This is a genomic window from Citrifermentans bemidjiense Bem, from assembly GCF_000020725.1.
Classification (GTDB): Bacteria; Desulfobacterota; Desulfuromonadia; order Geobacterales; family Geobacteraceae; genus Geomonas; species Geomonas bemidjiensis.
Window position 1 is genome coordinate 1,294,623 of sequence record NC_011146.1, and the last position, 25,723, is coordinate 1,320,345.

Consider the following 25,723-nt stretch of genomic DNA (forward strand, 5'->3'; position numbering starts at 1 on the left):
GAATGGTAACGTGACTGCGGCACTGCCGCTGATGAAAAGCGGTGCGCCCGTGGCGCTCGCCCTTGCGCTGTGCAGCGTCCCTTGTGTCGCCTTGGCCGATGGCCTCAGCGGCTTTTTGGAGTACGGCTTCGGGAGCAGTACCAACAAACTCCAGGACGTGTCCGGGGCGACCACGAGCAGCAGAAGCACCAGTTTCCTGCAGCGCTATAACCTGGCCTTCGACAGGTCCTTGTACCCGACCCTGTTCATAAAAGGGGGGGGCTTTTCGAGACGACCACCCAGCAAGGCACTAACGAAGGGATTGACAGCAGGTCAACGGTGCAGCGCCTGAGCCCATATGTGGAGCTGGACCTGAGAAATCCCTTCGTGAGCTCCGGCATCGGGTACCGGCGCCGGGAGGATATGGCCAGCACCAACGGCGTCTCCGTTCCGAAGGAGATACAAGACAACTACACCTTCGACCTCGGCCTGAACCCGTCGGACCTCCCCACTTTTAGTTTCAATTACGGGCACAGGGACCTGTACGACGAGAACCGCACCCAGCAGAATCTCTCGCTGGATGACTTTAACTGGTCAAGCAACTACCGATCTGTGAAGGGATTCGAGCTGAACTACAGCGGCAGCTATAACATGATGCAGGACCTTCTGCTCGTTTCAGAAAACACCTCGCTCAACAATGCAGTTCGCGTCGCCTATTCGGGAAAGCTCCCGTGGCAAGAGATGAGCTATCAGACCAACTACAACTTCAACATGCAGAACTCGCAGGTCACTTCCAAAGGCAACAACAGTGCGTCCTCCTACGTACCCCAAGTCGGACAGCAGCTCTCCCTGGTGACCGGCAGCGTGAGCCCCACAGCTACCGAAGGGCAACTGGGAAGCTTCCAGTCTCTGAACCTGGTACTCCCTCAGGGGGAGCTTCCCCCTGCAGTTCCCAAGCAGAACAACATCGGGATGTCGTTTCCGGCCTACACCGAGGTGAGCACACTCTTTTTGGCCGTGACCTCTACTACCTCTACAACGCTCAGCGGAGCGTACCCGAGCGTCGCCAGCCTCAATAATTACTCGGGGCTGTTCACCTGGCAGATTTACACCAGCGAGGACGGGTTGAATTGGTCCATTCCGCCGGGGATGGCACTGCAGGTCCGCGCCGGCCACAATCCGGCCGCGCCCGGTACCGACCCGACCGGTTTCGTTTTCACCTTCCCGGTGCTGCGGACCCGGTACATCAAGATCGTTGAGACACCAGTCAAGTTGACGGCGCCGTTTCCTAACGACATCAACAAGGACAGTATCATGGCTGCGAACCTGCAGTCGTTAACCGTGCTTCAGGCTGCGGCGGGAAAATCCGCTTCTTCCAGCAGCTCCGGCGGGATCTTCGATTTCAACGCGAGGGCACAGCTGTTGCCGAACGTTTCCTACGACTTCGGGCTCGTCTTCACGCACGCCGAGACGGCTCAGTCCTCGTTCAGCACCAGTACCCTTGTGAACAACGGAGTTTCTCTCGCGTACCGCGTCAGCGATGCCGCCTCGCTGAACGGCCGTCTCACCGAAGAGTTCAGCCTCGATCCCGAAGGTAAGATGAGGAACACCCTGACCTATAACGCGGGCTTTTCGCTGATGTCTTTGCCGACCCTGACCCACTCGCTGGTCTACGGCGGCAGAACCGAGTTCGCCAACGGGCAGACGGCAGTCAACAACTCGGTCTTCCTGAACAACTCGGCACAGCTCTACAAGGGGCTCTCTTCCGTCGTCGCCGCGGGGTACAGCACCACCAGCCGTTCCACCGGCGAGCAGTCGGAAACGGTCACCTTTACCTTTGGCGCGGACATCGTGCCCAACAGGTACCTGACCACAAGCCTCAGCTATCAGGACCAGACGGGGCAGCAGACAGGCGGCGGGCACCCCGACAGCAAGACCTTCACGCGCACCACCGCTGTGAATGCCACCTACCGCCCCTTCGAAGCCCTTTATCTCACCGGCGGCTACGGCATGACCATGCAAAACGACAGGGAAAACGTCACGTTGCAAAACTACAGCATCGGCTGGGCACCGTTCCGGGGGGGGGACTTGCAGTTCTCCTTGGCCTACAACGAGGCTCTCGATTCCACCGGCAACCAGAAGACCAGGAGCCTCGCGCCCAGCCTAAGGTGGAACATCCGCCCCGGTTCATCTCTGGATGCTTCCTACAGTGTGCAGCACACTGACAGTGAACTGTCCGGTTCAACCGACTCCAGAACCTTCAGCGCTCAGTTGCGTATAGCACTCTAGCCTTACAGGAGATTCACGATATGACAAAAGCCAGAAAGATCACCTACTGGAACTTCCGACTCTACCTCCTGCTGGTACTGGTATCGTTGCTGCTCCCTGGCTGCGGCGGCAAAACCGGCGTTTACCTGGATTCCTCCATGGATTTCGGTGCCGTGCACTCGGTGGCCGTGATGCCGCTCGCCAACCTCACCAGGGAGCAACAGGCGGCCGACCGGGTACGCGACGTCTTCAGCACCGCGTTCATGGCCAGCAGCGGCATCTACGTCATCCCGCCTGGCGAAGTCATGCGCGGTATCGTCAATTCCAGCATCGCCAACCCCAGCAGCCCTACCTCGGACGAGGTGGTCAAGTTCTGCAAGGCGACCAAGACAGACGCCCTTTTTACCGGCGTGATCCGTGAATATGGTGACGTGCGGTCGGGAACCGCCACCGCCAACGTCATTTCGATGAGCATGCAGATGATTGAAGGACAGACAGGTAAGGTCATCTGGTCTGGGGACGCGACCCAGGGGGGGGTCGGCATGAGTGACCGCCTGTTGGGCGGCGGCGGGCAACCGCTCAACGTCATCACGGAAAAGGCCGTTTATGATCTGCTCCGCAAGCTTTTTTAAAAAAATTGCAATTCTGGCGTCCGCGGCGCTGATCTGCCTGCCAGGGTGCGCTGCGCACCAGGTTGCGCAACCAGCAGGGCCAGCAACTGCACTCGGGGTGAAGTTTGTCGTATTCCCTGTCGATAACCTGACTGGAGCCTATGCCCCGATCAAGGCATTCGGCAAGGCGTGGCTCGGGAAGCTCCAGGAGTTCGAGATTGCTGTGATTGACGATGCAACCCGGGAAAAGATCCTGGCCGAACACCGTATCAGGTCGATCTCGGGTGTCGATTCCATCTCAGCAAAAGCCTTCCGGGAGGAGGCAGGCGCCGCAGGGATCTTCATCACCTCCCTGGAGTATTACCGCGACGCATATCCGCCTAAGCTCGCCGTGTTCGCGAGGCTTGTTTCCACAGAGGATACGCCTAGGATCCTCTGGATGGGGAGCGTGGGGATGGCAGGCGACGATGCCCCTGGTTTGCTCGACCTCGGCCTCATCAAGGATTACGAGGCGCTGCAGGAGTTGGCTTTGCAGCATTTGGCCGATTCCTTCGGCAGATGGCTCGATGAGCAGCGCCGTGACGTCGCCGCCGGCGATGTTGAGCGGCGCTTTCGCCCGAAACTGATGTACAACCAATCGCCATTACGGGACGCGGAAAAAGCGACCGTCGCCGTCGTGCCCCTGTACAACGACAGCCAAAGAAAACGCGCCGGAGAGTTAATGCAGCTCCATTTCATCAGCCAATTGCTGGAAACGGGGAGCATCCAGCCCATCGAGCCCGGCGTTGTCCGGGAGAAGATGCTCAATTCCCGTATGATCATGCGCGAAGGCATTTCGGTGAGGGACGTCGACATCCTCACCTATGTCCTTGGCGCGGACGACGTGCTTTCGGGGACGGTGTTCGACTACTACGATCCGCAAGGCGGCAACGGAACCCCTGTTGTCGACTTCACCACGCTGCTGATGCGGAAGTCCGACCGCAGGATCGTTTTCAAGTCCAAGAGCTCGAATATGGGGACGGACGGCGTCTACTTTTTCGACCGGGGCAGACAGAACAATGCCAATGTCATGGCTGAGGCGATGACGCACAGCGTGGTGCGGAACATGGTGCGCGCGAAATAGGTCGCAGAGGTTTCCGCCGGGAGGGCTGGGCTATTTTTCGGGTTGCTATTCGTACTGAATTTATCTAGGATTCGATGCTCGTTTTGGAGTGTTACGTTACTCAACCAATGTTGAAAGTGAGGAGCAATGAAAGCTAAGTTACTTACTACTGGAACCGTTGCAATTATGGCCGGAATGGTGCTGTGCATGGAGGTCCGGGGCTTCGCCTCGGAGCAGCTTGCACCTCAAGCAGTAGTGCAGGCGGTTCAAGCGCCCGCAGCAAAGGGGATCACCCCGGAAGCTGACAAAACAAGTACGGCTAAAACCGAAGCGGCTGGCGTATCCAGCCAGCCGGTTAGCGACCAGGCCCGGGCCGAGGGAGTCTACCTTCACTTGAAAGCGCCGTTATACTCCCCGCTGTTCTTCGATGTGCCCCTTGCCTCGGTGAATGACGAGAAAATCACCCTCGGCGATCTGCAAAAGGCCCTGATGTCTTTGCATGAAAAGATGACTGAGGAGAAGGAAGTCTCCGCGAAGAAAAACTTCATGGAGCCGCTGGAGCGCCTGATCAACGTCAAACTCGTGGTGCAGGAAGCGAAAAACATGGAGCTCGACCGGCAGGATGAAATAAAGAGCAACCTGGAAAAATTCGCCGATCAACAACTGAGGCAGGTTCTTTTCCTCGAAAGAGTGAAGGACATCAAGCCGGACGAGAGGAAGGTCCAAAAGGAATACCGCGACACGATAAAGGAAATGAAGCTTAAAAGCTTGATATTCAAGAAAGACACCGTCGCTAAGGCCTTCATCGAGGAACTGAAGCACGGCAAGAAGTTTGACGAGCTGCGTGACAAGGCCCTGAAAGATGGAAAGGCGGAAACGGCCGGACAGGACGAACAGCAGTATGCCACCAACGCCGCTCTGGGGCCCGTCGTCAGTGCCGGGTTGGCCGACGTTAAGGCCGGGGGGATCAGCCCTATCATCGAAATAATGAACGGCTTCCTCGTCGCCAAGGTCGAAGAGATCCGCTATGTCGACAACCCTGCCGGGCTGGAGCAGGCGCGCAGCAAGGTGCTCAGCCAGATGAAGCTCGATAGCCTGAAGGCATATAAAGCCGAACTCGTCAAGAAGTACGCCAAGGAAAACACCAAGCTGGTGAAGTCCCTAGACTTCGAGGCAAAAAAACCGGGGTTCGAGAAACTCCTTACCGACAAACGGGTGGTGATGTCCATCAAAGGGGAGGAACCGATTCGCGTCAGCGACCTGGCTGAAGCTCTGAACTCCAAGTTTTTCCACGGCATAGACAATGCGATTAAGGAGAAGAAGCTCAACCGGGAGAAACTGCTGGCGCTCGACGAACTCGAGTCGGTACGGGTTTTCAAGAAGGCCGCCCTGGAAAAAGGGCTGGACAAGTCTGAAGAGTACCTGAAGAGGATAGAGGACCACAAGACTACGGTGCTGTTTGGCGCCTTCATCGAAAAAGTTATCAAGCCTGACGTGACCTTCACCGTGGCCGAGATCAAGGATTATTACGAAAAGCATATCTCCGAGTACGCTGCCCCGGAAAAGATGCAGATCCAAGGGATCGCCTTCACCAAGAAGGATGATGCACAGAAAGCGATCGACAAGTTGAGGGAGGGGGTGGATTTCGCCTGGCTAAGAAACAATGCGGATGGCCAGGTTGCCAAGAACGCACGCGACCTGCTCCAGTTTAACGAGGAGGCCCTGACGCTGCAGAGCATGCCGGAGCCGATGCAGAAGGTTTTGAAAGATGCCCACAAAGGAGACTACAGACTGTATGAAAGCCCGGAAGGGTACTCCTATGCGCTGTTTGTAAAAGAGAAAGAAGAGGCGAAAGCGCGTCCTTTGGAAGAGGTGAAAGATGAAGTCGGCCAGAAGGTTGCCTGGCTGAACCTGACGCAGGATATAGAGAAATGGTTCAAGAAGCTGAGGGAAGCCTATCCCGTGAAGATTTATCTTGAATCGCGGTAATGCCGGATTGGTTAAACTGCCAAAATTAGGCCAAGGGGACGGTATGAAAATGCACGATATGCGTAAGGGCAGAAGAATTTTGGTTTTTATGCTGACGGCGCTGCTGGCGGTGATGGTTTCGTTCACCGGTAGCAGGACAGCCCTCGCCGCAAAGGCGTTTGTCCGAAAAGATTGTTCTGACTGTCACAAAAAATTCGACGACAAATTTTCCTCTGTGAAGTACGTGCACCCGATGGTGCACGACAAGAAGTGTGAGGACTGCCACCTGCGTCACGGCATTATCCCGAAGCTGCTTCTCAAGCACGATGGCAACCAACTCTGCCTGAACTGCCATCCCGCCAACAAGATAGGTTTGAACAAGCCCAAGGTGCATACCCCCATTGCAAAGGGTAAATGTACGACCTGTCACAATCCCCATGGTTCTGATTCCCGTTATTTCATGAAGTCAGCTGGGAACGAAGCCTGCTTCCAGTGCCATAAGAAATCGGTATTTGAAAAGAAGGTCGTGCACAAGGTGCTCACCGACAAAGGGTGCAGTGCCTGTCATGTGGCCCACAGCTCGGATTACAACAACCTGCTCTCCTCGGAGGTGCCAAAACTTTGCCTGAACTGCCACGACAAGGGTAGTGCCTCCTTCAAGAAGGCGCACGGCAACTACCCGGTCGACCAGAAAAACTGCACTGTATGCCACAACCCGCACGCCTCTGATCAACCAAAGCTGCTCAAAGGCAGCGTGCACAATCCTGTTGCCTCCGCCGGTTGTGACGGCTGTCACAACCCGCCCAATTCGGCCAATCCCTTCGGTGTTTCTCTGAAGAAGGGGGCACTGTGCGCCCAGTGCCACGAAAGCGCCTCCCTTAAAGGGGGCGGTACCGTCGAGCATATGCCATTTAAGGAAGGTGACTGTCTGTTGTGCCACAACCCGCATGCTTCAGAGCAGACAAAGCTGTTGGTGCAGGAAGGCAACGATCTCTGCAAGATCTGTCATGCGTCGGAAACGGCATCCCACCTTTTCAAGCACAAGGCTGTGACCGATGGCAAGGGTTGCCTGTCCTGCCACAAACCGCACGCTGCGGCCAAGAAGAAGCTTCTCGTCGCCGAGGGCGCCGACCTTTGCTACACCTGCCATGCGAAGACCAAGGAGGCGCTGAAAGGCAAGGACGTGCACGAGCCGTTCTCCGGCGGGGAGTGCAGCAGTTGCCACGATGCACACGGATCCAACTTCCCCGGCATGATGAAGGACCGCATGGATACCGTCTGCTTCAATTGCCACAGCGACGCGGAAACCCGGTTCAAGAAGAATTACACCCACAAGCCGGTCCAGGATTCCAACTGTGCTGCCTGTCACAAGCCGCACTCCTCCGATCAGAAGAAGCTCCTGAAGGGTGTGGGTGCACAGTTGTGCTCGTCATGCCACGCCGAACTCATGAAGCCTATAAGCCAAGGGATCAACCACCAGCCCTTCACCGATGGGGACTGCCTTGGCTGCCATGATCCCCATGCCAGCAACATCCAGGGGATGATCACCAGCAACCAAAGCGAACTGTGCGTTAACTGCCACAGCGATCTCAACAAAAACGCGAAGGATGCCAAGAGCAACCATGCGCCCTTCACCAAGGGGGACTGCACCAAGTGCCACAGCCCGCACAAGGCGAAACTCAACAAGCTGCTTCTTGCGCAGAGTCCCGACCTCTGCGTCAACTGCCATAAGGACATCAAGGAGAAGATCGCCCGGCAAAGGCCGCACCCCCCCGCGCAGAAAGATTGCTCGACTTGCCACCTGCCGCATCTCTCCAAGCAGAAGTCTCTTCTGGTCGAGCCGTTGCAGACGATGTGCTCGGAATGCCATGAAGTCGAAAAGCCTGCCTTCGTCAAAGCTCATATAGGCATCAAGGCCGCCGACATGGATTGCATCAGCTGCCACAGCCCGCATGCTTCGAACGATCCCAAGTTTTTCAAGGATGTCGTGCATCCTCCGTTTGCCGGCAGAACGTGCGATGACTGCCATATAAAACAATAGCCATTTGAGGAGCTTTACTATGATAAATAGACATAAGGTATTAATCCTGTTTGGTGTTATCGGCTCTCTCATGGTCGGCCTCATCGCCAACGCTCAAGATGACAGCGCGAAATTCCGGCTTAAGCCGGGCGCCTTCGGCAAACTCTGCCAGGATTGCCATACGAATTTTGAGGAAAAGCTGAAGAAGACCTACGTGCACACCCCGGTGAAGAAAGGGGACTGTACCGGGTGCCATAACCCGCACAGCTCGAACTTCAAGAAACTCCTGTCTGCCGACAGTTCCAAGATATGCTCGTCCTGCCATAAAGGCCTGCTGTCTGCGAACGCGAAAAGCACCCATAAGGTCGTCGTTGAAGGCAACTGCATGAAGTGTCATGACCCGCATGCTTCCGCCATCAAGAACAACCTGCTCAAGGGGGGGAACGAGTTGTGCCTTGAGTGCCACAAGGCATTGAAAAACGCCATCGCGAAGGCGAAGTTCCAACACGCACCTGTGACGAAGGACTGCACCATCTGCCATGACCCGCACATGTCGGTCAAGGAGGATTCTCTCCTGAAGGACAAAGTCAGTGCGCTGTGCAGCGGTTGTCATAAAACTGATAAGCCTACGTTCATCAAGCGTCACATGAACTACCCCATGGCGAATACACATTGCACCTCCTGTCACGATCCTCACGGCTCTAGCGTGCAGGGGATCCTGTACAACAACGTGCACAAACCGGTGGCAAGCAAGATGTGCAACCAGTGCCACGAAGACGCCGCTTCGCCCAACGCTTTGAAGACCAAACGCCAGGGCGGCGAACTTTGCAAGGGGTGTCACAACGACATGTACAACTCGACCTTCGGCAAGAACAAGGTCCACTCACCGCTGTTCAGCAAAAAAGGATGCCTCACTTGCCATAACCCCCACGCTGGCAAGGAAAAGGGGTTGCTGAAGGAGTCGACGCTGATTGTTTGCGGCAAGTGCCATGCTGACACTATTCAGCGACAGAACAAGTCCATTACCAAACATGAGCCGGTGGCTTCCGGTAACTGTACCGCCTGCCACGACCCGCATTCCTCGAACTACCCGTTGCTCGTAAAGCAGGAATCAGTCATCGAGGTATGCGCCACCTGCCACGATTGGATGAAGCACTCCACGCACCCGATCGGCGACAAGTACAAGGATCCGCGGAACAAGAACGCAACGCTTAACTGTTTGAGTTGCCACCGTTCTCATGGGACTGAGTATAAAGGCCTGATGCCGTTCAACACGGTAAGTGAACTGTGCGTCCAGTGCCATGAAAAATTCCGGAGGTAATTGACATGCGAGCCTTGATATACGCCAACCTTCTGCTTCTGGTCCTGCTGGTGCCGGTCCAGTCTTTTGCCGCTGGGTCACTTAAGCTCCGGTTCCTTACCACCATCAGCGCCGATGACAAGGAGGGGCTCATCAAGAGCCCCGAGGGTGTCGCCTGCAACGACCAGTCGGATGTCGTGGTCGCCGATACAGGCAACGGACGGCTTCTGCGTTACACCTTTCAGGACAGGGCCCTCAAGGGGGGGCAGGAGATTAAACTCTCCCAGGTGCAGTTTCCAGTTAAAGTGCAGTTCGGCGCAAAGAACGACATCTTTGTCCTTGACGGCAAGCAACAGAAGGTTGCACACCTCAACCCTGATGGCAGCTTCGCCGGTTTCGTTACCCCCTATGGCGTGACTAACCCGGATAAGTACGTCATCAAGAGCTTCAAGGTGGACGGCGCTAACAATATCTACCTTCTTGACATAGGCGGCGAGCGCGTGCTGCATGTGGCCATGGACGGTAAACTTCTTGGACAGATACCGTTCCCTGCCGGATTTGGTTTTATCACCGACCTTGCCGTGACTCCAGGCGCTGATGTGATTTTGCTCGATTCCGTAGGCTCCAGACTGTACGTGGCGAAAAAGGACGCGACGCAGTTCACGCCGCTCACTAAGGACCTGCGTGCGTACATGAATTTCGCCAGCTACTTGACCACCGCGAGCCGGGGGGGGGAACTGTACCTGCTGGATCAGGATGGCGGCGCAGTCGTGACCATAGGCCCAGATGGCAGCTTTCAGGGACGCCAGTTGGGTTTGGGCTGGAAAGCCGGCCAGTTGTACTACCCTACCCAGGTTTGCTTTGACAAAAGCGGTAATGTCTTTATCGCAGATCGTGGGAATTCCCGGGTGCAGATCTTCGAAAGCTTCAAATAGCGCCTTGGAAGACCGTCACCTCCATACCAACGGGTGACCTGCCACCCGGTTTCTTGCATGGCTGAGGAAAACGACGATGAAGAAATCTCTGCCCGGTTTTGTTCTGTTGGCATCTTCTCTAATCTGTTCCCTTGCAATTGCAGCCAGCAATTTGGATATGGCCGAAAAAGCGCTAAACGACGGAGACTATGAAAAGGCCTTGCAACTCTACCGGGCGGATGGCGGGGCGCAGGCCCTCAATAACATTGGCATTATGTACTATAGAGGAGATGGTGTTCGTCAGGACAAAGCCGAGGCGGTGCACTGGCTATTGAAGGCGGCCGCTCTCGGTAATGAGGATGCTCAGGTGAGCCTCGGGCAGATGTATAGAACCGGCGACGGCGTGGAGGAGAATCCCGCTGAGGCCGTAAAGTGGTACCGCAAAGCAGGTGCGCAAGGCAACCAGGAGGCGCAGGCCGAGCTTGAGCGTTTGTACGCCCTCAAAGAAGACGTAGAGACCAAATGGTACCGTCGTGACGCCGAGCGCGGAATGGTGCGAGCCCAGGTGAATCTGGGCCTGATCTATTACTTTGGTCGTGATCTCGGGGCGGATAAGCGCGAAGCAGCCCTCTGGTTTAGCAAGGCTGCCGTGCAGGGCGATGCTCAGGCACAATACTACTACGGCCTGATGCTTTCTGAAGGTGACGGCATCGATCCGGACGCGGTAGAGGGCGCCAGGCTCTTGCTGTCAGCGGCCAAGGCTGGGCACGCCGATGCGCAGTATCAGATTTCAAAGTGCTACCTGCATGGTAAAGGCGTCGCTCGCAACGCTGACGAGGCTGTGGCATGGCTTCGCAAGGCCGCCTCGCAAGGTAACCATAACGCCGCATCTGAACTTCAGTTGCTCGGGAAGTAGGTGAAGGTCCGCACATAAGTCATCGCAAAATGTGAAAAAATTCTGGAACATAGTAGGTCAGGAGGTAGAGTGTGAAAAGATTAGTTGTGGGAATTCTGGTGTTGGTTTCCCTGGCCACCGTCATATCGTGCAGCAAACCCGAAAGCAGGCTTATTGGCAAATGGGTCGGCAAAAGCGGCAGCTTTCAGTTCAACGAAAACAAGACCGGGGTCATGAATCCCCCCGCTGGTGTGAATCTTCCTCACGACATTCGGTTTAGCTGGGCGCTACGTGGTGATGATTCCATCCAGTTGAGCATTCAGCCCCCTGTAGCAAAAAACGTGCTCGCCAGATTCGAAGGCAAGAAAGTTCTCGTCATCGAGGACGACAAGTTCGTAAAGGAGTAGGCATAACTTTTATGGACGAAGTAAAGGTATCACCAAGGCGCCAAGGAGAACTTGATGAAAAGAAGAATCTTTAAAAAGTGCATTCTCTCCACTGCTGTTATTGCCGGCGTTTGCTTTCTAACGTTGCCGGTGCGAGCCGACTACGGCAAAGGGCGTGAACTGTACCTCATGAAGGACTATCAGAACGCCATGAAACAATTCATGTTCGACGAGGACCCGGGCTCGCTTTATATGGTCGCTTATATGTATGAGCACGGAGAAGGTGTCACGGAAGATGGTGCGAAAGCTAGTGAATGGTATATGAAAGCGGCCGAAAAGGGGTCTGTCAAGGCCATGTATCGGCTGGGTGTGATGTATGCCAATGGTTACGGGGTGGACAAGGACGAGAACGAGGCGATAAAGTGGTTCAAAAAAGCCTCTTTCAAGGGTTTTGCCCCTGCCAAAGACGCCTTGAAAAGGCTCACGAAGGGAACTGACTAGAGGGTTTTAGCTGCGGTGAACATCGATGAGATAAGAAAAGCCTCCCAAAGATATCGCCTTTGAGGAGGCTTTTTTGTCGCTAAAACCTGCCGCAATTATATCTTTTCAAACTGGAGCACGGTCATTTCAGGATGATTCGGGACATAAAGGAACGACACCTTTGTCTGCTTTCCGTTCCAAACGTAGGTGGACATATGCGAACCCTGCTTGCCTGCCTTCCCTTTGCCGTACTGCTGGATGAACTTTTGCTTTAGTTTCTCCACGCCTGTCTTGGATACGTATTTACCTTCAAATGTGACAGCGACGCTCACCATCAAGCCGTCCTTGAAGACAAACATGCGAGACGCTATGGTTTCATCCGGTTTCTCCTGGGTGTACACCATCTGCTTGTCGTACTCAGTCATTTTACCCTTGGGGTATGCTTCCACGATTTTGTGAAACATGGTGCCCCATCTGATGTCCTCATACCCGTTGGGAATGGTAGCGGCATGGCAGTTGATGGACAATAAAAGCAGTGTGATAGCCAGTAAAGCGGTGGTAAATCTCGTCATTGGAATTGGTTCCTCTAGTAATTGGAATAGGCATAACCCCGGCTATTTATAACACTCTCGATCAGATTTTAACAGCTTTTACTACCACAGACGCCTTAAACAGCCTTGCCCCCCGCTGGTCATCAGTCTTTGGCGTGGCACTTATTGCAAAGACTTCTTTGATAAACGGCGAAATCAGATGCTCTTCTGCCATACATCGCCATCTTCACTTCGGCAGAGGTACGTCCCTGCGCTATGGCTGCAGGGGCACCGTTATCCGTGCCTGGATACTTTCCATCGTATACGATAAAGGTCGTATTGGGGTTCCACCTCATGCTGCTGTCCCAACCGGCGGCATGGGCACGGTGGCAGGAGAGGCACATGACGTTGGCGTCCATCGTAGCACCGCTTCTGTTGGAGCCGTTGCTGTTGGCCGTCGCCTTGAGCACAGCGTAGTCGTCTGTTCCCATTTCAAAAGGCACCAGAGAGCTGTAGGCGGTCCCGGCGGAGCCATTCAGGTTGCCTGAGGAGAGATAGGCATTGTAGTTGTAGGTGATCTCTGCGCTCAGTTTGCCCTGTTTCCCTGAGGGATGCTGGGTGGCTCTGCCGCTGCCGGCATCGTGGATCGAGCCATGGCAGTTGCTGCACCATTCGGATACCCCGCTTCCATAGGCGACCCGTGTGTCCGTCGAGGATTCCTCCCTGTTATAGGCCGATGGCGCCACCGCAGTCGGCGGGTCGGCGGTGAACTCGACGCCGGGCGTGGCTCTATACCCCTTGCCTGCCAGCATCCTGTAGACGCTGACGGCGCTGAATGCGTCTGGCTCCGGGCTGTTGTTGTAGGAGCCTGAAGCGATGATGGGCTTGCCGGCATTGCTGATCGTTCCGTCTACGGACCTGCGGTAGTTGCCGTGCGGGTCGTGGCAGCTGATACAGGATAACGAGTTGGCAGGGAAGTTACCCCCCGGCGCTGTCGAAAGTTTGGTGTCCGCCGAATAACCGTAATCTGCAGCTACTATGTTGTGACCGTGGCGCTCTCCCTGGCTGGCTTCTTTATCCCGGCCTTCACCGGACCATCGATAGTTTTTTTTCAACCAGCCGAAGTCACCGCCGGGGGTGAGTTCTCTTGGAGCGACCCCTTCGACTAACTCGATACCGCTAGTAGCGACTTGATAGGGTTCGTGTTGAACCCCTTCGGGGGACTGGTGGCACCGGAGGCACGTAGAACTTGAGTCGCTGCCTAACAGGTTACCGCGTCGGGGTACTCCGCTCTCGACGGCGCCAGTTGAATGGCACTCATTGCACTCTCCGGTGCCGCCGTTATGAAATGGCTTGGTGTTGCCGCTCAAATATGCTGCATGGGAATTGTTGACCCAGAGAAAGATGCTTGCGGTCATCACTAGATGGATTGCAAACATTTTGGCTGACTTGTGCGTAAGGCAGGTCGTGAGCATGATGGTTTTCCTCCCTCATTTTGGCTTTCACTGGCTACCTGTACAAATTGTACGCCAGATCGTTCTTAATAGGGGGAAACCTGTATCTAATTGAATTCTAAGTGAAATACGCATTGGTCGTAACAACTATGAAAAAGGTTATCGATTTGCAGCTGTTCTGCAAACACGCAAGCTCTGATCATGTCTTGGCGCTCGTGGAGTAAACTCCCGAAATCATTATCGGTTTACGAGGGGGGTGGCGCGGTGCAGGTTTTGAACAGTGCAGGGGCGCCGGGGCAGCAGGCCATTTACTGCCCCGGCTGAAGAGGTGCCTTTTCAGAGAAGGCAGGGGGACGGCTGTCTCTGAAAAGGCATATTGGGGGGAAGGGTCACTTTAAAATGATGACGAGGGCCCGGCGGTTTTTTTTGCGACCGACCTCTGTCGTGTTATCTGCGATCGGTTCGGAACTGCCCATGGTGCGGATTTCGAACCGATCGGCAGAAAGATTGTACATCTTCATCAGGTACTGCTTTGTTCGCACTGCGCGTTTCTCTGAAAGCGCGAGGTTGTGGTCATCGCTGCCGGTGATATCGGCGTGTCCGTGGATCTGTGCAATGATCTGTGGGTTACGCTTCATGAACAGGCCGATTTTTCGCCCCACATCGATGAAGCTCGGCCTGATTTTGTAGCTGTTGCAGTCGAACTCGAAGGTGGCTTTGAGTAACGGGGCGGCAACTGGCACGGAAGGTGTTGACGCTGGTTTTTTTTCAGCTTCCAGTTCTATTTGTTTTGCCTGGTCTGTTGCTTCGGTGCTGTCGTTCTCTCGTGGCGCCGGTGCCGTTTTTGCAATTTCTGCAGCCACGGGGGGAGGCTGCACGCTTGATGCAGAGGAGGCAATGCCGGGCGTGACGATCACTGGAACGGCAAGGCTCTGCGGCGTCGTTGCAACAGTTGCAGCCACGGGGGGAGGCTGCACGCTTGATGCAGAGGAGGCAATGCCGGGCGTGGCGATCACTGGAACGGCAAGACTCTGCGGCGTCGTTGCAACAGTTGCAGGCGCGGGGGATGCGGGAACTGGCTTAGGGGTTTCCCTATGCGTTATAACAGGCTGGTCTTTAGCCGTTTGTGTCGAAAGGCTAGTTGATGCCTCGGTGGCCGCCGGATTCGTCATAGGTGTCGCTGCGGCAATCTGTGGGCGCGCCCTGTGGCGGGGCTGCTTCTTTTCTCCGCCGAAGACGAAACTTACCCCCGCAGTTAATTCGAAACTGTTTCCCTGGCTGCTTGCGGCGACATCCCGGAAATCAAACCTGAAGGCAACATCCTTTTTTATGAAGTACTTGGCTCCGAGACCGAAGTTTACTAAAGGGCTCGATGACCCTTTGTCAGCAATGAGTCCGCCAGCACCGAACGTCAAGAATGGGGTTAAATTGGGGCGTTCGAGAAAAGGATAAATAGTCTGTAAGGTGACTAGGTATAGGGCTGTGCTGCCTGACGATTTTGCGTCGGCACCAACCATGCTGATGTCTCCCTCAATCCCAAAAGTGTCTGTCAGCTGTTTGTCAATCTTAACCCCTGCCATTAAACCAGGCTTGAGGGAACTGAAGCTGCCTGGACTGAAGATACCTACTACAGGGGTTGTAGTGAAACTGTCGTATTTGTCTGCCGCTAGGCATTGCGTGTGTAGAATCAGCAGCAAAGCAATCAGTGCCGGTGGAATGAACACGCGCGTTATAGCATTCATTATTGCAATCCTTTTCGTGGCATTGTATTGGGCTCACAGTGGAAACGCCGCATCACGCATCCCGCGCTGCTTTGTTGTAATGCCTAATGACCTCAAGTGCGTGGAATATACTTTATTTATCAGCAAGAGTCAAAAGCTGTGTGAAGCTAATCTTATCCTCTTCTATAGCATGAGCCTCCAAATAGTTTGGGGCGGCGCTAACCGCTGAGAGGCAGATCTTTGGAAATGGTAGGGTTCACTCCAGCATTCACACCATTTTATTAGGCAGTGCACCCCTCTCGAGCCTGCGGTTGTGAAAATACAGCTTCGAGGGATGATTCTGTCACGGAGGATGTTTTTCTTCGCGCACACATATCTGCTTGTTTCCGTGTGGCCAGTAGTGGTACTTTGTTTAGCGATTAAACGAACATGCCGGGTATTTGGCACCACTTCAAAAGCGAGGAGTTGTGATGAAAAAAATGATAAGCATGTTGACCGCAGTCCTAGTAACTTCTGCTCCTGGGTTTGGGGCCTGCTCCGATGCTCCCCCGAGCATGGGGGGCGTCATGGCGGTGAACTCTGGGGTGACTGGCAAGGTTGTGGAGACAACGACTGCAGGGGATTATACCTATATCAACCTAGAGAAAGACGGTAAAAAGGCATGGGTAGCTTGTCCTCCCATGGCCAACGTGAAGTTGGGGCAGCAACTTGGGTTTACGGGATGCACTCCCATGATGGACTTTGAAAGCAAGGCTTTGAAACGGACTTTTGATCTGATCATGTTCTGCGGTGCTCCCCTGTCTGATTCGCAGACGGATTTACTCAGCAAAAAGTCGACCGGTAGCAGCGGGCAGGTGCCGGAATCGAAAGAACAGATCGTTGTCGAAGCGGCTAAAGGTGCTGACGCACACACTATCGCCGACATTTATGACAAAATCGACCAACTTGACAAACAGACGGTCTCAGTTTCTGGGAAGGTGATTAAAGTCACTCCCCGGATTATGGGTCGGAACTGGCTTCACATACAGGACGGCTCCGGTTCTGCAATGCAGAAAAACAACGATCTGGTGGTTACCACGAATGCCCTTCCAAACGTTGGGGACGTGGTGACCATATCTGGGACCATAGCCAAGGACAAAGATTTCGGGTCTGGATATAAATACAGGGCCATTCTGGAACTTGGAAGCGTGAAACCCAAATAGGAAGGGACGTTCAGGTTATCTAGATGACCTGAACGGTGAAAGGAAATGGCACCCCTGGATTGCTGAAGTTGCCAATCTCCAGGCGTACTGCGAAGTTCGAAAATAAATCTCAACCGGCGTCTTCTTGTGAAAGAGGCGCCGGTTTCATTTCACCCCACACGCATGGGTAGGGTGTGATTACACCTCGTCGACCAGCGCGAGGAGTTCCCCCGTCTTCTCGTTCATAAGCGCCTCATCGCCCCGCGACTCGACGTTAAGCCGCAGCACCGGTTCGGTGTTGGAGCAGCGCAGGTTGAACCGCCATTGTGGGAACTCCATACTCATGCCGTCGGTGTCGTCGATGCTCAAGGCGCTCTCCCGGTAGGTCTTGCCGATTCGCTCGATGGCGGCCAACGGGTCGGCGAGCTTTCTGTTGATCTCGCCGCTGGCCGGGTAAAGGCGCATCCTCTCCTCGACAAGTTCCGCCAGCGTCTTCCCGGTTTTTCCCATGATGTTCAGGACCAGAAGCCAGGGGACCATTCCGCTGTCGCAGTAAGCGAAGTCGCGGAAATAGTGGTGGGCGCTCATCTCGCCGCCGTAGACCGCATCCTCGGCCCTCATCCGCTCTTTGATGAAGGCGTGTCCCGTCTTGCTCATCACCGGCACGCCCCCCGCCGCCGTCACCACGTCGACCGTGTTCCAGGTGAGCCTCGGGTCGTGTATGATCCGGGCGCCGGGGTGTTTCTGAAGCATGGCGGCTGCCAGAAGCCCAACGATGTAGTACCCCTCGATGAAGTTTCCCTTGGCGTCGAAAAGGAAGCAGCGGTCGAAATCGCCGTCCCAGGCAAGCCCCAGGTCGGCTCCATGCGCCAGTACCGCCTCGGCCGTTGCGGAGCGGTTCTCAAGCAACAGCGGGTTCGGAATGCCGTTGGGGAAGGTGCCGTCGGGCTCGTGGTGGACCTTGACGAAGCTGAAGGGGAGGCGGGATTCAAGGCGGTCGATGGTTCTCCCCGCGCAGCCGTTGCCGGCGTTGACCACGATCTTGAACGGCTTCAGCGTGCCCGGGTCGAGATAACCCAAGAGATGCGAGACATAGCTCTCCTCGATGTCGAGCGGATGCACGCTACCCTTCGCCGAAACCTCCTCGAACCGGTTTTGCTCGGCCAGGTCGCGGATGGCGTTCAGGCCGCTGTCGCCGCTGATGGGGCGGGAGCCTTCGCGCACGAGTTTCATGCCGTTGTAGTCCATGGGGTTGTGGCTCGCGGTCACCATGATGCCGCCGTCCATCTTCTCGCTGAAGGTGGCGAAATAGACCTGCTCGGTGCCGCAGATGCCGATGTCGTACACCTCCACCCCGCTGTCGGTAAGCCCGTTGGCGAGCGCGGTGCAGAGCGAGGCGCTGGAGAGGCGCACGTCGCGCCCGACGATGACCTTCTTGGGTGCGAGGAAAGAGGCATAGGCCCGGCCGATGCGGTAGGCGAGGTCCTCGTTCAGTTCATCAGGGACTCTCCCCCTGATGTCGTAGGCTTTGAAGCAGTGCATGTTGCTCACCGGAAAATTCTCCCCATACATTTAAGGGGGACAGGCTACTTTTTGATCTGAAAAACCAGCCTGTCCCCTTTTATTGTTGCTGATAGTCATTTCAAGCGCTTACGCGCTTATTAGGGAAAAGGGGACAGGCTAGTTTTCGATTTGAAAAAGTAGCCTGTCCCCTTTTATTGTTTATTTCCGGATGTTGCCCTGGTTCTCCAGGAACCACTGGTAAGACTTGGCGATGCCGTCTTTCAGGGTCACCTTCGCTTCCCATCCCAGCGCCTTCATCCGGGATACCTCTTGCAGCTTCCTCGGGGTGCCGTCAGGCTTGTTGGTGTCGAAGGCAAGCCGCCCCTCGAAGCCGACTACCTCGCGCACAGTTTCCGCCAGCTCCCGTATGGTGACGTCGACGCCGGTGCCGAGGTTGACGAAACAGGGCTTCGGGTAGGCGGTGAGTTCTTCGGTTATGGTGCTGTCCGGCAGATTCATGAGGTGGAGGCAGGCGTCCGCCATGTCGTCCACGTACAGGAATTCGCGGCGCGGGGTGCCGGTGCCCCAGACCACTACCTCCGGCAGCCGCTGCTCCCTTGATTCGTGGAACTTGCGGATCAGCGCGGGGAGCACGTGGGAGTTGGTCAGGTCGAAGTTGTCCCCGGGACCGTACAGGTTGGTCGGCATCACGGCGATGAACTTGGTGCCGTACTGGCGGTTGTAGGCCTCGCACATCTTGAGGCCGGCGATCTTGGCGATGGCGTAGGGCTCGTTGGTCGGCTCAAGCGGCCCGGTCAGAAGGTGCTCCTCTCGCATAGGCTGCGGCGCGTGCTTTGGGTAGATGCAGGAGGAGCCGAGGAAGAGCAGACGCTTCACACCGTTTAAGTGAGCCTGGTGGATCACGTTGTTCTGGATTACCAGGTTTTGGTAGATGAAGTCGGCAGGGTAGGTGTTGTTGGCGTGTATCCCTCCCACCTTGGCCGCGGCCAGTACGACATACTCCGGTTTTTCGCTTTCGAAGAAGGCCTTGACCCCGATATGGTCGGTGAGGTCGAGCCGCTCTTTCTCCGGGGTGAGGAGATTGCGATAACCGGCGGATTTGAGGCTGCGTGTCAGCGCGGAACCGACAAGCCCTTTGGAGCCTGCGACAAAAATCTTGGCGTTGGTATTCATGTTTGAACTAACGGTCCTCGCTGCTACTCGTGGTAGTTGTAGGTGCTGAAGCCGTGATGTTTGCAGAGCTCGTCGCGACGCGCTTCCTCCAGATCCGAGTGCACCATTTCGGCCACCAGTTCCTCGAACGTGGTCTTCGGAACCCACCCCAGTTTCTGCCGTGCCTTGCTCGGGTCTCCCAAAAGGGTCTCCACTTCGGTCGGCCTGAAGTAGCGAGGATCCACTTTCACGATGGCCTGTCCCACTTGCAGGTGGCCGGCGGCGCCCCCCTCGGTCTTGGTGCCGTGGCTATCTATGGACGCGACGATGCCGGTCTCGTTGACGCCTTCGCCTTCCCAGCGCATGCAGATGCCGACCCCCTTGGCCGCTTCTTCGACCATCTGCCGGACGGAAAACTGCTTCCCCGTGGCGATGACGAAATCATCCGGCTCATCCTGCTGCAGCATGAGCCATTGCATCTCGACGTAATCGCGGGCGTGCCCCCAGTCGCGCAGGGCGCTCAGGTTGCCGAGGTAGAGGCAGCTCTGCAGGCCAAGGGAGATGCGGGCTATGGCGCGGGTGATCTTCCTGGTGACGAAGGTCTCTCCCCTGATCGGGGACTCGTGGTTGAAGAGGATTCCGTTGCAGGCGTACATGCCGAAGGCTTCGCGGTAGTTGACCGTGATCCAGTAGGCGTAAAGCTTCGCAACCGCGTAGGGGGAACGGGGGTAGAAGGGGGTTTTTTCCGATTGAGGCACTTCCTGCACCAGCCCGTAAAGCTCGCTGGTGGAGGCCTGGTAGAACCTGGTCTTTTTCTCCAGCCCGAGGATGCGGATCGCTTCCAGTATCCGCAGCGTCCCGAGCCCGTCGGCGTTTGCCGTGTACTCGGGGGTCTCGAAGGAAACGGCGACGTGCGACATGGCGGCCAGGTTGTAGATCTCGTCCGGCTGCACCTGCTGAATGATCCTGATCAGGTTGGTGGAGTCGGTCAGGTCGCCGTAGTGGAGGATGAAGTCGCGGTTCTCGATGTGCGGATCCTGGTACAGGTGGTCGATCCGGTCCGTATTGAAGAGCGAGGCGCGGCGCTTGATGCCGTGCACGACGTATCCCTTTTTGAGCAGGAATTCGGCGAGGTATGCACCGTCTTGTCCAGTGACGCCTGTGATAAGAGCTACTTTTGCCATGTAACAATCTCCTCTTTTGTTCCATCGAAGATCGTGAAGCCGTTCTCGGCCGCACGGCCATGCTTAAACCGCTGCGGGAGATGCCTCAGTCGAAGCCGATCCGGTTCCGCCCCCCTGTTTGGGGGACCAAAGGGACCGACAAGGGGGCAGCCGAAACCGCGGCAGGGGGGGGTAGCGTCCGGGAAAACCCTTGTGAAGAAGTGCTGGATGGGCCGGCGGCAGGGTGGGGCCCTGTGCCGAAGGCGACAGATATTAGTAGTTTAATATGAGGTAAAAAGCAACCAAAAAAGGAGCAGAGTAGCAGGGTTTACGCGGGATTACGCCGCTTTGCGGGGAGCGGCGGCATGCAAGGCAATGTAAGCGGAGCTTCGGTATGGCGATATGCAAGGAGGCAGCAGTTGCACGGCAGAGGGTTCCCAAACTGGAGCTTGGAAGCCAGGGGAAAAAAGAAGGCCTCGATGGTTTCGCCACGAGGCCTTCATGTTTAAGCAGTTCTATATGTCGGTGAAAATGCTGGGGGGATGCAACCGGTTTACCTTATTTGGCGACAGGGCCACCAGAGAAGATGATCTTGTCGAAGGTGCGATTGAGACTCTTGCTGGCGAAGTTCGCCATCACGTTCCCCGGAAGGACGGCTATTTCATCGCCGACGTTGGCTTTCATGCTAGGGACTGCCACCCAGGTCTTGTTGCCATCATGTTCCAGGCAGACATAGGTATACCCTCCGCCGTTGATGGTCTCCACCACCTTGCCGCTGATATTGGCTGCGGGAGCGGGTGCTGCCGGCGCAGCTGCATCGACCGACGGATGCCCGGACGGGAGCGCCGCAGCAGCGTCGAGTTTTGGGTGCCCGGAGGGAAGTCCGTTCTCCGTGGCGGGTGCCGCGGGCGCGGCCCCTTCTTTCCTGGAGGTGATCGTGATGCCGCCGGCAAAATAGATGGAATTGAAGGTCCGGTTCAGCGTCTTGCTGGTGAAGCTACCCATGGGGGTGCCGGGGGCAAGCTCAACCTCGTCACCGACGACCACGTCGGCTTTGGGCACCGCTGCCCAGGCCGCCTTGCTATCCTTCTCGATCCTGATGTAGGTGTAGTTCCCGGCAGGCATGGTCTCGATGACCTTGCCGATCATGACCACCTCTTCCAGTGGCTCCGCTGCAGCGGGCGCCGCCGGTGCGGCCGGAGCAGTCGGGGCTATGGCGCCTGCCGAGAAGGTGATCTTTTCAAAGGTGCGGTTCAAGGTTTTGCTGCTGAAGTTGGCCATCTGGGCGCCGGGGAGCAGTTGCACCTCCTGGCCGACCGATACTTTCATTACGGGAGCCGCCACCCAGGTCTTCTGGCCGTCCTTTTCGAGGTTCATGTAGGTGTACCCGCCGGAGTCGACGGTTTCCAAGACTTTTCCGGAAAGTACAGCCGGAGCCGCCGCCGTGACGGGAGCCGTTGCCTGCTTGGCAGCCTGCCCCGTAGTGGTGCAACCTGCAAAGGCGACTGCCATTAAGGTCAGCGCTGTGCAAGAACCGAACATCTGCATTTTTTTCATCCCAAAACTCCTTGCTAGTCTGTTCCGGTTCACGCCGGATCGTCGGTTGATGCCTCGGTTGCGTTAAATGCCTGCTAGTTGATCAAGGTGATGATGACGACCGCCCTGCGGTTTCTCTGCCTTCCCGCTTCTGTAAGCTCTACGTTGCGCAGGGCCTACAGTTAGGACGGCTATGACGCGACAGAAGATAGGAGGCAACTCGTTACTCCTTATTTTTTTTTGATGAGTCGCACCTTATACCAACTGTGTGGCTACTTCAACCAGAAAACCTCTAATCCATGTCTTAAGTTAGCTCTCTGAGTCAGGTTTCGCCGCTCAATTGGTTGCCGCTGAATCAGTCCGACTGTCTTCAACGATATCTGTTGCATCCCCTCTGCTTGGCAAAATAGCTTTTCTTTGTTTTTAGCTGTGTTCGGTGCTTCTGCGGCAACGGTCAGCCAATGGGGGCGTCGCCTGTGGCTTCGACGGACGCTGCAGTGGTTACGGCGGGTAAGACCTTGATATGATCGCGCCAACCGCCCCACGATATGGCCAAAGAAGGGTGGACGAGGTGAAGGTTGCCGTAAGGGGACGGTCCCGGGCGCCGGCGCGGGACGGAATGGTAGGAAGTTAGACGTATTTCTCCACCAGTTCCTCGATGATCTCGCCGATGGTGGTTCTACGGTACGCCGAGGCTATCTTGAGTTTCAGGTGCAGGTCTTGCCTGATGTTGGCGGTGAGGCGCACATCCCCCTCGGGGACGAGGCCAGAGACCGCCTTCACCGGCACCTTTGCCTGCGCTCCCTTGCGGGATGCCCTTTTTTCTGGTCTCTCGCGGCGGGCGGCAGCGGGGCTGTCAGCCTGCTTTGCTGCGGGGCGGGGGCGTGGGCGGGGTTCGGGCTGCGGCGGGGGCGCCGGGGCTGCAAGCGGCTTTTCGGGCAGGAGTTCTCCCGATTCGAACAATCCCATCTGGTTTTCAGTATCCGACATGCTGCCCCCTCAACTGTTTTGATCGCCGCGCACTAGACCAACTCAAGCTTGGTCCGGGCAACCGTTTTCAGGCTTTACAAAGGAATCGTTAATGATGTATCTTTCGGCGCGTGCGTCCGTAGCTCAGCTGGATAGAGCAGCAGGCTTCGAACCTGCGGGTCGGGAGTTCGAACCTCTCCGGGCGTGCCAGTTACTTCCTCTTCCGCTCGGCCTTTCTTCCTTCGTGCCAGATGCTGCCGCTCATGATGTACAGGGCTCCCTTGGAGCCGCTGTAGCCGATGCGCCAGCACCTGTTCTCCACCGTAGCGAATTGTTCCACGGGGTACCTGGGATCCGTCGTGGCGACCCATTTCCCCTTTTTCCTCCATATGAGTTCCATCTGCAGCTGCCGTTGGCTTCTATGCGCATTAACGCGGCGGGTCCGGAGCTGACATGGAGTATGTCGTACCCGGCGAGCCCGCTGGCGTGGCAGAGAAAACTGTATCAAGAGGGATTTCGCCGAAATATTGCTGTCATCCGTTTATTGGGGATGGGTCGGCGCTTGGGTGCCAATCCGGCAGACAATAACCCGATTCGCGTGGTATTGGCAAAGACAAAATGCCTTCTGTGGCAGTGGCCCACGCCGTTGCTGATTGACAGTTGTGAGTGCGTCTTTAGAATTGTCCAATTGTGGCAGCGGCAGTGCGGAGAAGTGCCTGAAGCAGCACTGGTAGCATCACTGGCAGTATCACCAAATTAGCTAGGGAGTGTAAGATGAATCCTGACCTTGCGAAATTGACTCCGGGGCAAAAGCTTATGAAGCAGGCGATACACGAGATAGACGATTACTTCGGAGAGGGGGTGGCTTTTAAGAACATCGAGTTTCTTGGTGGATACATGCAGACACTGGCCATTTTGGAACTCAAGGAAACCCTGAGGAACAAGCTCTAAAGCTAAAGGCGAGCCCGGCGGGCGCAGGTAATTAGCTGCTTCTTCTAGGGCGCCGGGTTTAGTCCCTTCGGGAGCGAGAACCGGAAGGTTGCTCCGCCATCGACCGCGCCCTCAGCCCATACCCTGCCGCCGTGTCGTAGTACGATCCGCTGCACGATAGCCAGCCCGACCCCGGTTCCCTCGAACTCCTCATTGGCATGCAGACGCTGGAAAAGGCCGAAAAGCTTGCTCGCATAAGCCTCGTCGAACCCGACCCCGTTGTCCCTTACAAAAATCTCCGTTTCCTGCTCCTGGTCGATGGCGCCAATGGCGATTTTTGCTTCTTCCCGCGACCGGGTGAACTTGACCGCGTTGCCGATGAGGTTGATGAGAACCTGGCGCAGCATTGCTGCATCCCCAAGCACGATGGGGAGCGGGGCTATGTCCCATTGGATCTCCCTCTCTTTGCTATCGCTTTCCAGGTCGTTCACTATCTCTCTCACCAGCAGTCCCAGGTCTACCCACCCCTTCATCATTTCGCTGCGCCCCATGCGCGAGAAGGCCAGCAGGTCGTCGATCAGCAACCCCATCTTGTTGGCCGCCTCGCTGATTACCTCCAGATAGTGGCGGCTCTTCTCGTCCAGAACGTTCCCGGCCTTGGCGTTCAACAGGTCCACGAACCCGATGATGTGGCGCAGCGGGGCCCGCAGGTCGTGGGAAACCGAGTAGCTGAACGATTCCAGCTCCTTGTTGCTTGCCCCCAACTGCTCGAGCTGGTTTCTCAGGGCAAGGTTCAGCTCCAGTATCTTCGCCTCACCTTGCCTTTGGCTGGTTATGTCGCGGATCACGGCGAAGACCCAGGTCCCGTCCGGCGTCTCGATGGGGTTTAGCATGATGTCTACCGGGATCTCGTGACCGTCCTTGTGGCGGCCGTACAGTTCGAGGCCGATCCCCATCTTGCGGGCGCGCGGGTCGGCGAAATAGTTGCGCCGGTGTTGGCGATGGTGCTTGTGATAACGCTCCGGGACCAAGAGCTCGATGCGCTGCCCCAGCATCTCCTCACGCATGTAGCCGAAGGTGATCTCCGCCTGCTGGTTCGTCCTGCGAATGACACCGTTGTCGTCGACCACTACGATGCCGTCCGGAGCCGTTTCGAAGAGCCGCTCCAGCATGTTGCGGCTTTTCACCAGCGCCTCGTCAGAAGCGCGTTTCTCCGTGTTGTCGTGTGCTATCAGCGCAAACCCGGCGAGGTTTTCTCCCTGATCGTAGAGCGCGGTGAGCGTGATTGCGGCCCAGAAGCGGCTACCGTCTTTTTTCAGTCGCCACCCCTGCAGGTCCAGGCTCCCCAGCGAGCGTGCAATGGCGAGCTCCCTTTCCGGCGCCCCCGAACGCAGTTCCTCCTTGGGGTGGAGCAGCGAGAAATGCTTCCCGATCACCTCGCTGCCCCGATACTTGGTAATCTGCTCGGCCCCGGCGTTCCACGAGGAGATGTTTCCCTGCGGATCCAAAAGCGCCACTGCGTACTCCTTCACCTGCTCCACCAGCAGCCGAAAGGGTAGGTCCCCCTGCAGTTGCCCGGGCTCCTGCTTGCGCGCGCCTGAATCGGTAGTGAGATCTTTATCGGTCATGGTTTTTCCCCG

The 25,723-nt window shown here is 56.3% G+C and carries 23 protein-coding genes and 1 tRNA gene; 14 read left to right on the forward strand and 10 right to left on the reverse strand.

All coding sequences use genetic code 11. The features are described from left to right. The first annotated feature begins 10 nt into the window (after positions 1-10). From GBEM_RS05615 to GBEM_RS20320, 11 genes are all read left to right on the forward strand, one after another. Positions 11-331: a hypothetical protein gene (locus tag GBEM_RS05615; protein WP_148212894.1), complete on the forward strand. Its 321-nt coding sequence runs from the start codon at positions 11-13 to the stop codon at positions 329-331. Further along, positions 319-2,268, forward strand: a complete 1,950-nt coding sequence (locus GBEM_RS05620) for a hypothetical protein (RefSeq protein WP_041262682.1) — start codon at positions 319-321, stop codon at positions 2,266-2,268. Before GBEM_RS05615 ends, GBEM_RS05620 begins: the two co-directional genes overlap by 13 nt. A gap of 20 nt (positions 2,269-2,288) precedes the next feature. After that, a complete protein-coding gene (locus GBEM_RS05625; RefSeq protein ID WP_012529553.1) occupies positions 2,289-2,879 on the forward strand; it encodes a GNA1162 family protein in 591 nt (196 codons plus the stop codon). A 97-nt stretch (positions 2,880-2,976) separates the two neighbouring features. Further along, positions 2,977-3,981: a hypothetical protein gene (locus tag GBEM_RS05630; RefSeq protein WP_148212895.1), complete on the forward strand. Its 1,005-nt coding sequence runs from the start codon at positions 2,977-2,979 to the stop codon at positions 3,979-3,981. Between the two features lie 126 nt (positions 3,982-4,107). Then, positions 4,108-5,949: a peptidylprolyl isomerase gene (locus GBEM_RS05635; RefSeq protein ID WP_012529555.1), complete on the forward strand. Its 1,842-nt coding sequence runs from the start codon at positions 4,108-4,110 to the stop codon at positions 5,947-5,949. Positions 5,950-6,037: 88 nt separating this feature from the next. Next, the gene (locus tag GBEM_RS05640; protein WP_226373932.1) at positions 6,038-7,969 is read left to right on the forward strand and encodes a cytochrome c3 family protein; all 1,932 of its coding nucleotides are present in this window, start codon (positions 6,038-6,040) and stop codon (positions 7,967-7,969) included. A gap of 19 nt (positions 7,970-7,988) precedes the next feature. Next, positions 7,989-9,269: a cytochrome c3 family protein gene (locus GBEM_RS05645; protein ID WP_012529557.1), complete on the forward strand. Its 1,281-nt coding sequence runs from the start codon at positions 7,989-7,991 to the stop codon at positions 9,267-9,269. Between the two features lie 5 nt (positions 9,270-9,274). Then, positions 9,275-10,183: an NHL repeat-containing protein gene (locus GBEM_RS05650; RefSeq protein WP_012529558.1), complete on the forward strand. Its 909-nt coding sequence runs from the start codon at positions 9,275-9,277 to the stop codon at positions 10,181-10,183. Positions 10,184-10,259: 76 nt separating this feature from the next. Then, complete coding sequence (locus GBEM_RS05655) at positions 10,260-11,078, forward strand: tetratricopeptide repeat protein (protein ID WP_012529559.1); 819 nt, start codon at positions 10,260-10,262, stop codon at positions 11,076-11,078. Between the two features lie 71 nt (positions 11,079-11,149). Then, the gene (locus tag GBEM_RS05660; protein ID WP_012529560.1) at positions 11,150-11,464 is read left to right on the forward strand and encodes a hypothetical protein; all 315 of its coding nucleotides are present in this window, start codon (positions 11,150-11,152) and stop codon (positions 11,462-11,464) included. 54 nt (positions 11,465-11,518) lie between these two features. After that, positions 11,519-11,944 (forward strand): tetratricopeptide repeat protein, encoded by a 426-nt coding sequence (locus GBEM_RS20320; protein WP_012529561.1) that lies wholly within the window; start codon positions 11,519-11,521, stop codon positions 11,942-11,944. A 95-nt stretch (positions 11,945-12,039) separates the two neighbouring features. Here the strand turns inward: GBEM_RS20320 and GBEM_RS05670 are convergent, their stop codons facing one another. The 3 genes from GBEM_RS05670 to GBEM_RS05680 form a co-directional block, all read right to left on the reverse strand. After that, positions 12,040-12,495 (reverse strand): hypothetical protein, encoded by a 456-nt coding sequence (locus GBEM_RS05670; protein ID WP_012529562.1) that lies wholly within the window; start codon positions 12,493-12,495, stop codon positions 12,040-12,042. 122 nt (positions 12,496-12,617) lie between these two features. Further along, positions 12,618-13,568, reverse strand: a complete 951-nt coding sequence (locus GBEM_RS05675; RefSeq protein ID WP_226373933.1) for a cytochrome C — start codon at positions 13,566-13,568, stop codon at positions 12,618-12,620. 728 nt (positions 13,569-14,296) lie between these two features. Next, positions 14,297-15,649 (reverse strand): OmpA family protein, encoded by a 1,353-nt coding sequence (locus GBEM_RS05680; RefSeq protein ID WP_012529564.1) that lies wholly within the window; start codon positions 15,647-15,649, stop codon positions 14,297-14,299. 449 nt (positions 15,650-16,098) lie between these two features. Between GBEM_RS05680 and GBEM_RS05685 the strand changes: the two genes are divergently transcribed. Further along, the gene (locus GBEM_RS05685; RefSeq protein ID WP_012529565.1) at positions 16,099-16,830 is read left to right on the forward strand and encodes an OB-fold nucleic acid binding domain-containing protein; all 732 of its coding nucleotides are present in this window, start codon (positions 16,099-16,101) and stop codon (positions 16,828-16,830) included. 177 nt (positions 16,831-17,007) lie between these two features. On the opposite strand, the gene GBEM_RS05690 is transcribed toward GBEM_RS05685, so the two are convergent. From GBEM_RS05690 to GBEM_RS05710, 5 genes are all read right to left on the reverse strand, one after another. Beyond that, positions 17,008-18,351 carry a phosphomannomutase gene (locus GBEM_RS05690; protein WP_318842309.1) on the reverse strand — a complete coding sequence of 448 codons (1,344 nt, stop codon included), beginning with the start codon at positions 18,349-18,351 and terminating at the stop codon, positions 17,008-17,010. Between the two features lie 180 nt (positions 18,352-18,531). Further along, complete coding sequence (gene fcl, locus GBEM_RS05695; RefSeq protein WP_012529567.1) at positions 18,532-19,506, reverse strand: GDP-L-fucose synthase; 975 nt, start codon at positions 19,504-19,506, stop codon at positions 18,532-18,534. Between the two features lie 23 nt (positions 19,507-19,529). Then, positions 19,530-20,669, reverse strand: a complete 1,140-nt coding sequence (gene gmd, locus GBEM_RS05700) for a GDP-mannose 4,6-dehydratase (protein ID WP_012529568.1) — start codon at positions 20,667-20,669, stop codon at positions 19,530-19,532. Between the two features lie 537 nt (positions 20,670-21,206). Continuing rightward, complete coding sequence (locus GBEM_RS05705) at positions 21,207-22,205, reverse strand: hypothetical protein (RefSeq protein ID WP_012529569.1); 999 nt, start codon at positions 22,203-22,205, stop codon at positions 21,207-21,209. A gap of 609 nt (positions 22,206-22,814) precedes the next feature. Then, entirely contained in the window at positions 22,815-23,174 is a 360-nt protein-coding gene (locus tag GBEM_RS05710; RefSeq protein ID WP_012529570.1) for a hypothetical protein, read from the reverse strand. Between the two features lie 112 nt (positions 23,175-23,286). On the opposite strand from GBEM_RS05710, the gene GBEM_RS05715 reads away from it, so the two are divergent. Then, positions 23,287-23,363, forward strand: a tRNA-Arg gene (locus GBEM_RS05715). 1 nt (position 23,364) lies between these two features. Here the strand turns inward: GBEM_RS05715 and GBEM_RS05720 are convergent. Further along, a complete protein-coding gene (locus GBEM_RS05720; RefSeq protein WP_041262684.1) occupies positions 23,365-23,553 on the reverse strand; it encodes a hypothetical protein in 189 nt (62 codons plus the stop codon). 374 nt (positions 23,554-23,927) lie between these two features. Here GBEM_RS05720 and GBEM_RS21425 point away from each other — a divergent pair, with 374 nt between their 5' ends. Further along, positions 23,928-24,104 carry a hypothetical protein gene (locus GBEM_RS21425; RefSeq protein ID WP_012529572.1) on the forward strand — a complete coding sequence of 59 codons (177 nt, stop codon included), beginning with the start codon at positions 23,928-23,930 and terminating at the stop codon, positions 24,102-24,104. A gap of 44 nt (positions 24,105-24,148) precedes the next feature. On the opposite strand, the gene GBEM_RS05725 is transcribed toward GBEM_RS21425, so the two are convergent. Then, positions 24,149-25,711, reverse strand: coding sequence for a PAS domain-containing sensor histidine kinase (locus tag GBEM_RS05725; protein ID WP_012529573.1), 1,563 nt, complete (start codon positions 25,709-25,711; stop codon positions 24,149-24,151). Between the last annotated feature and the right edge of the window lie 12 nt (positions 25,712-25,723).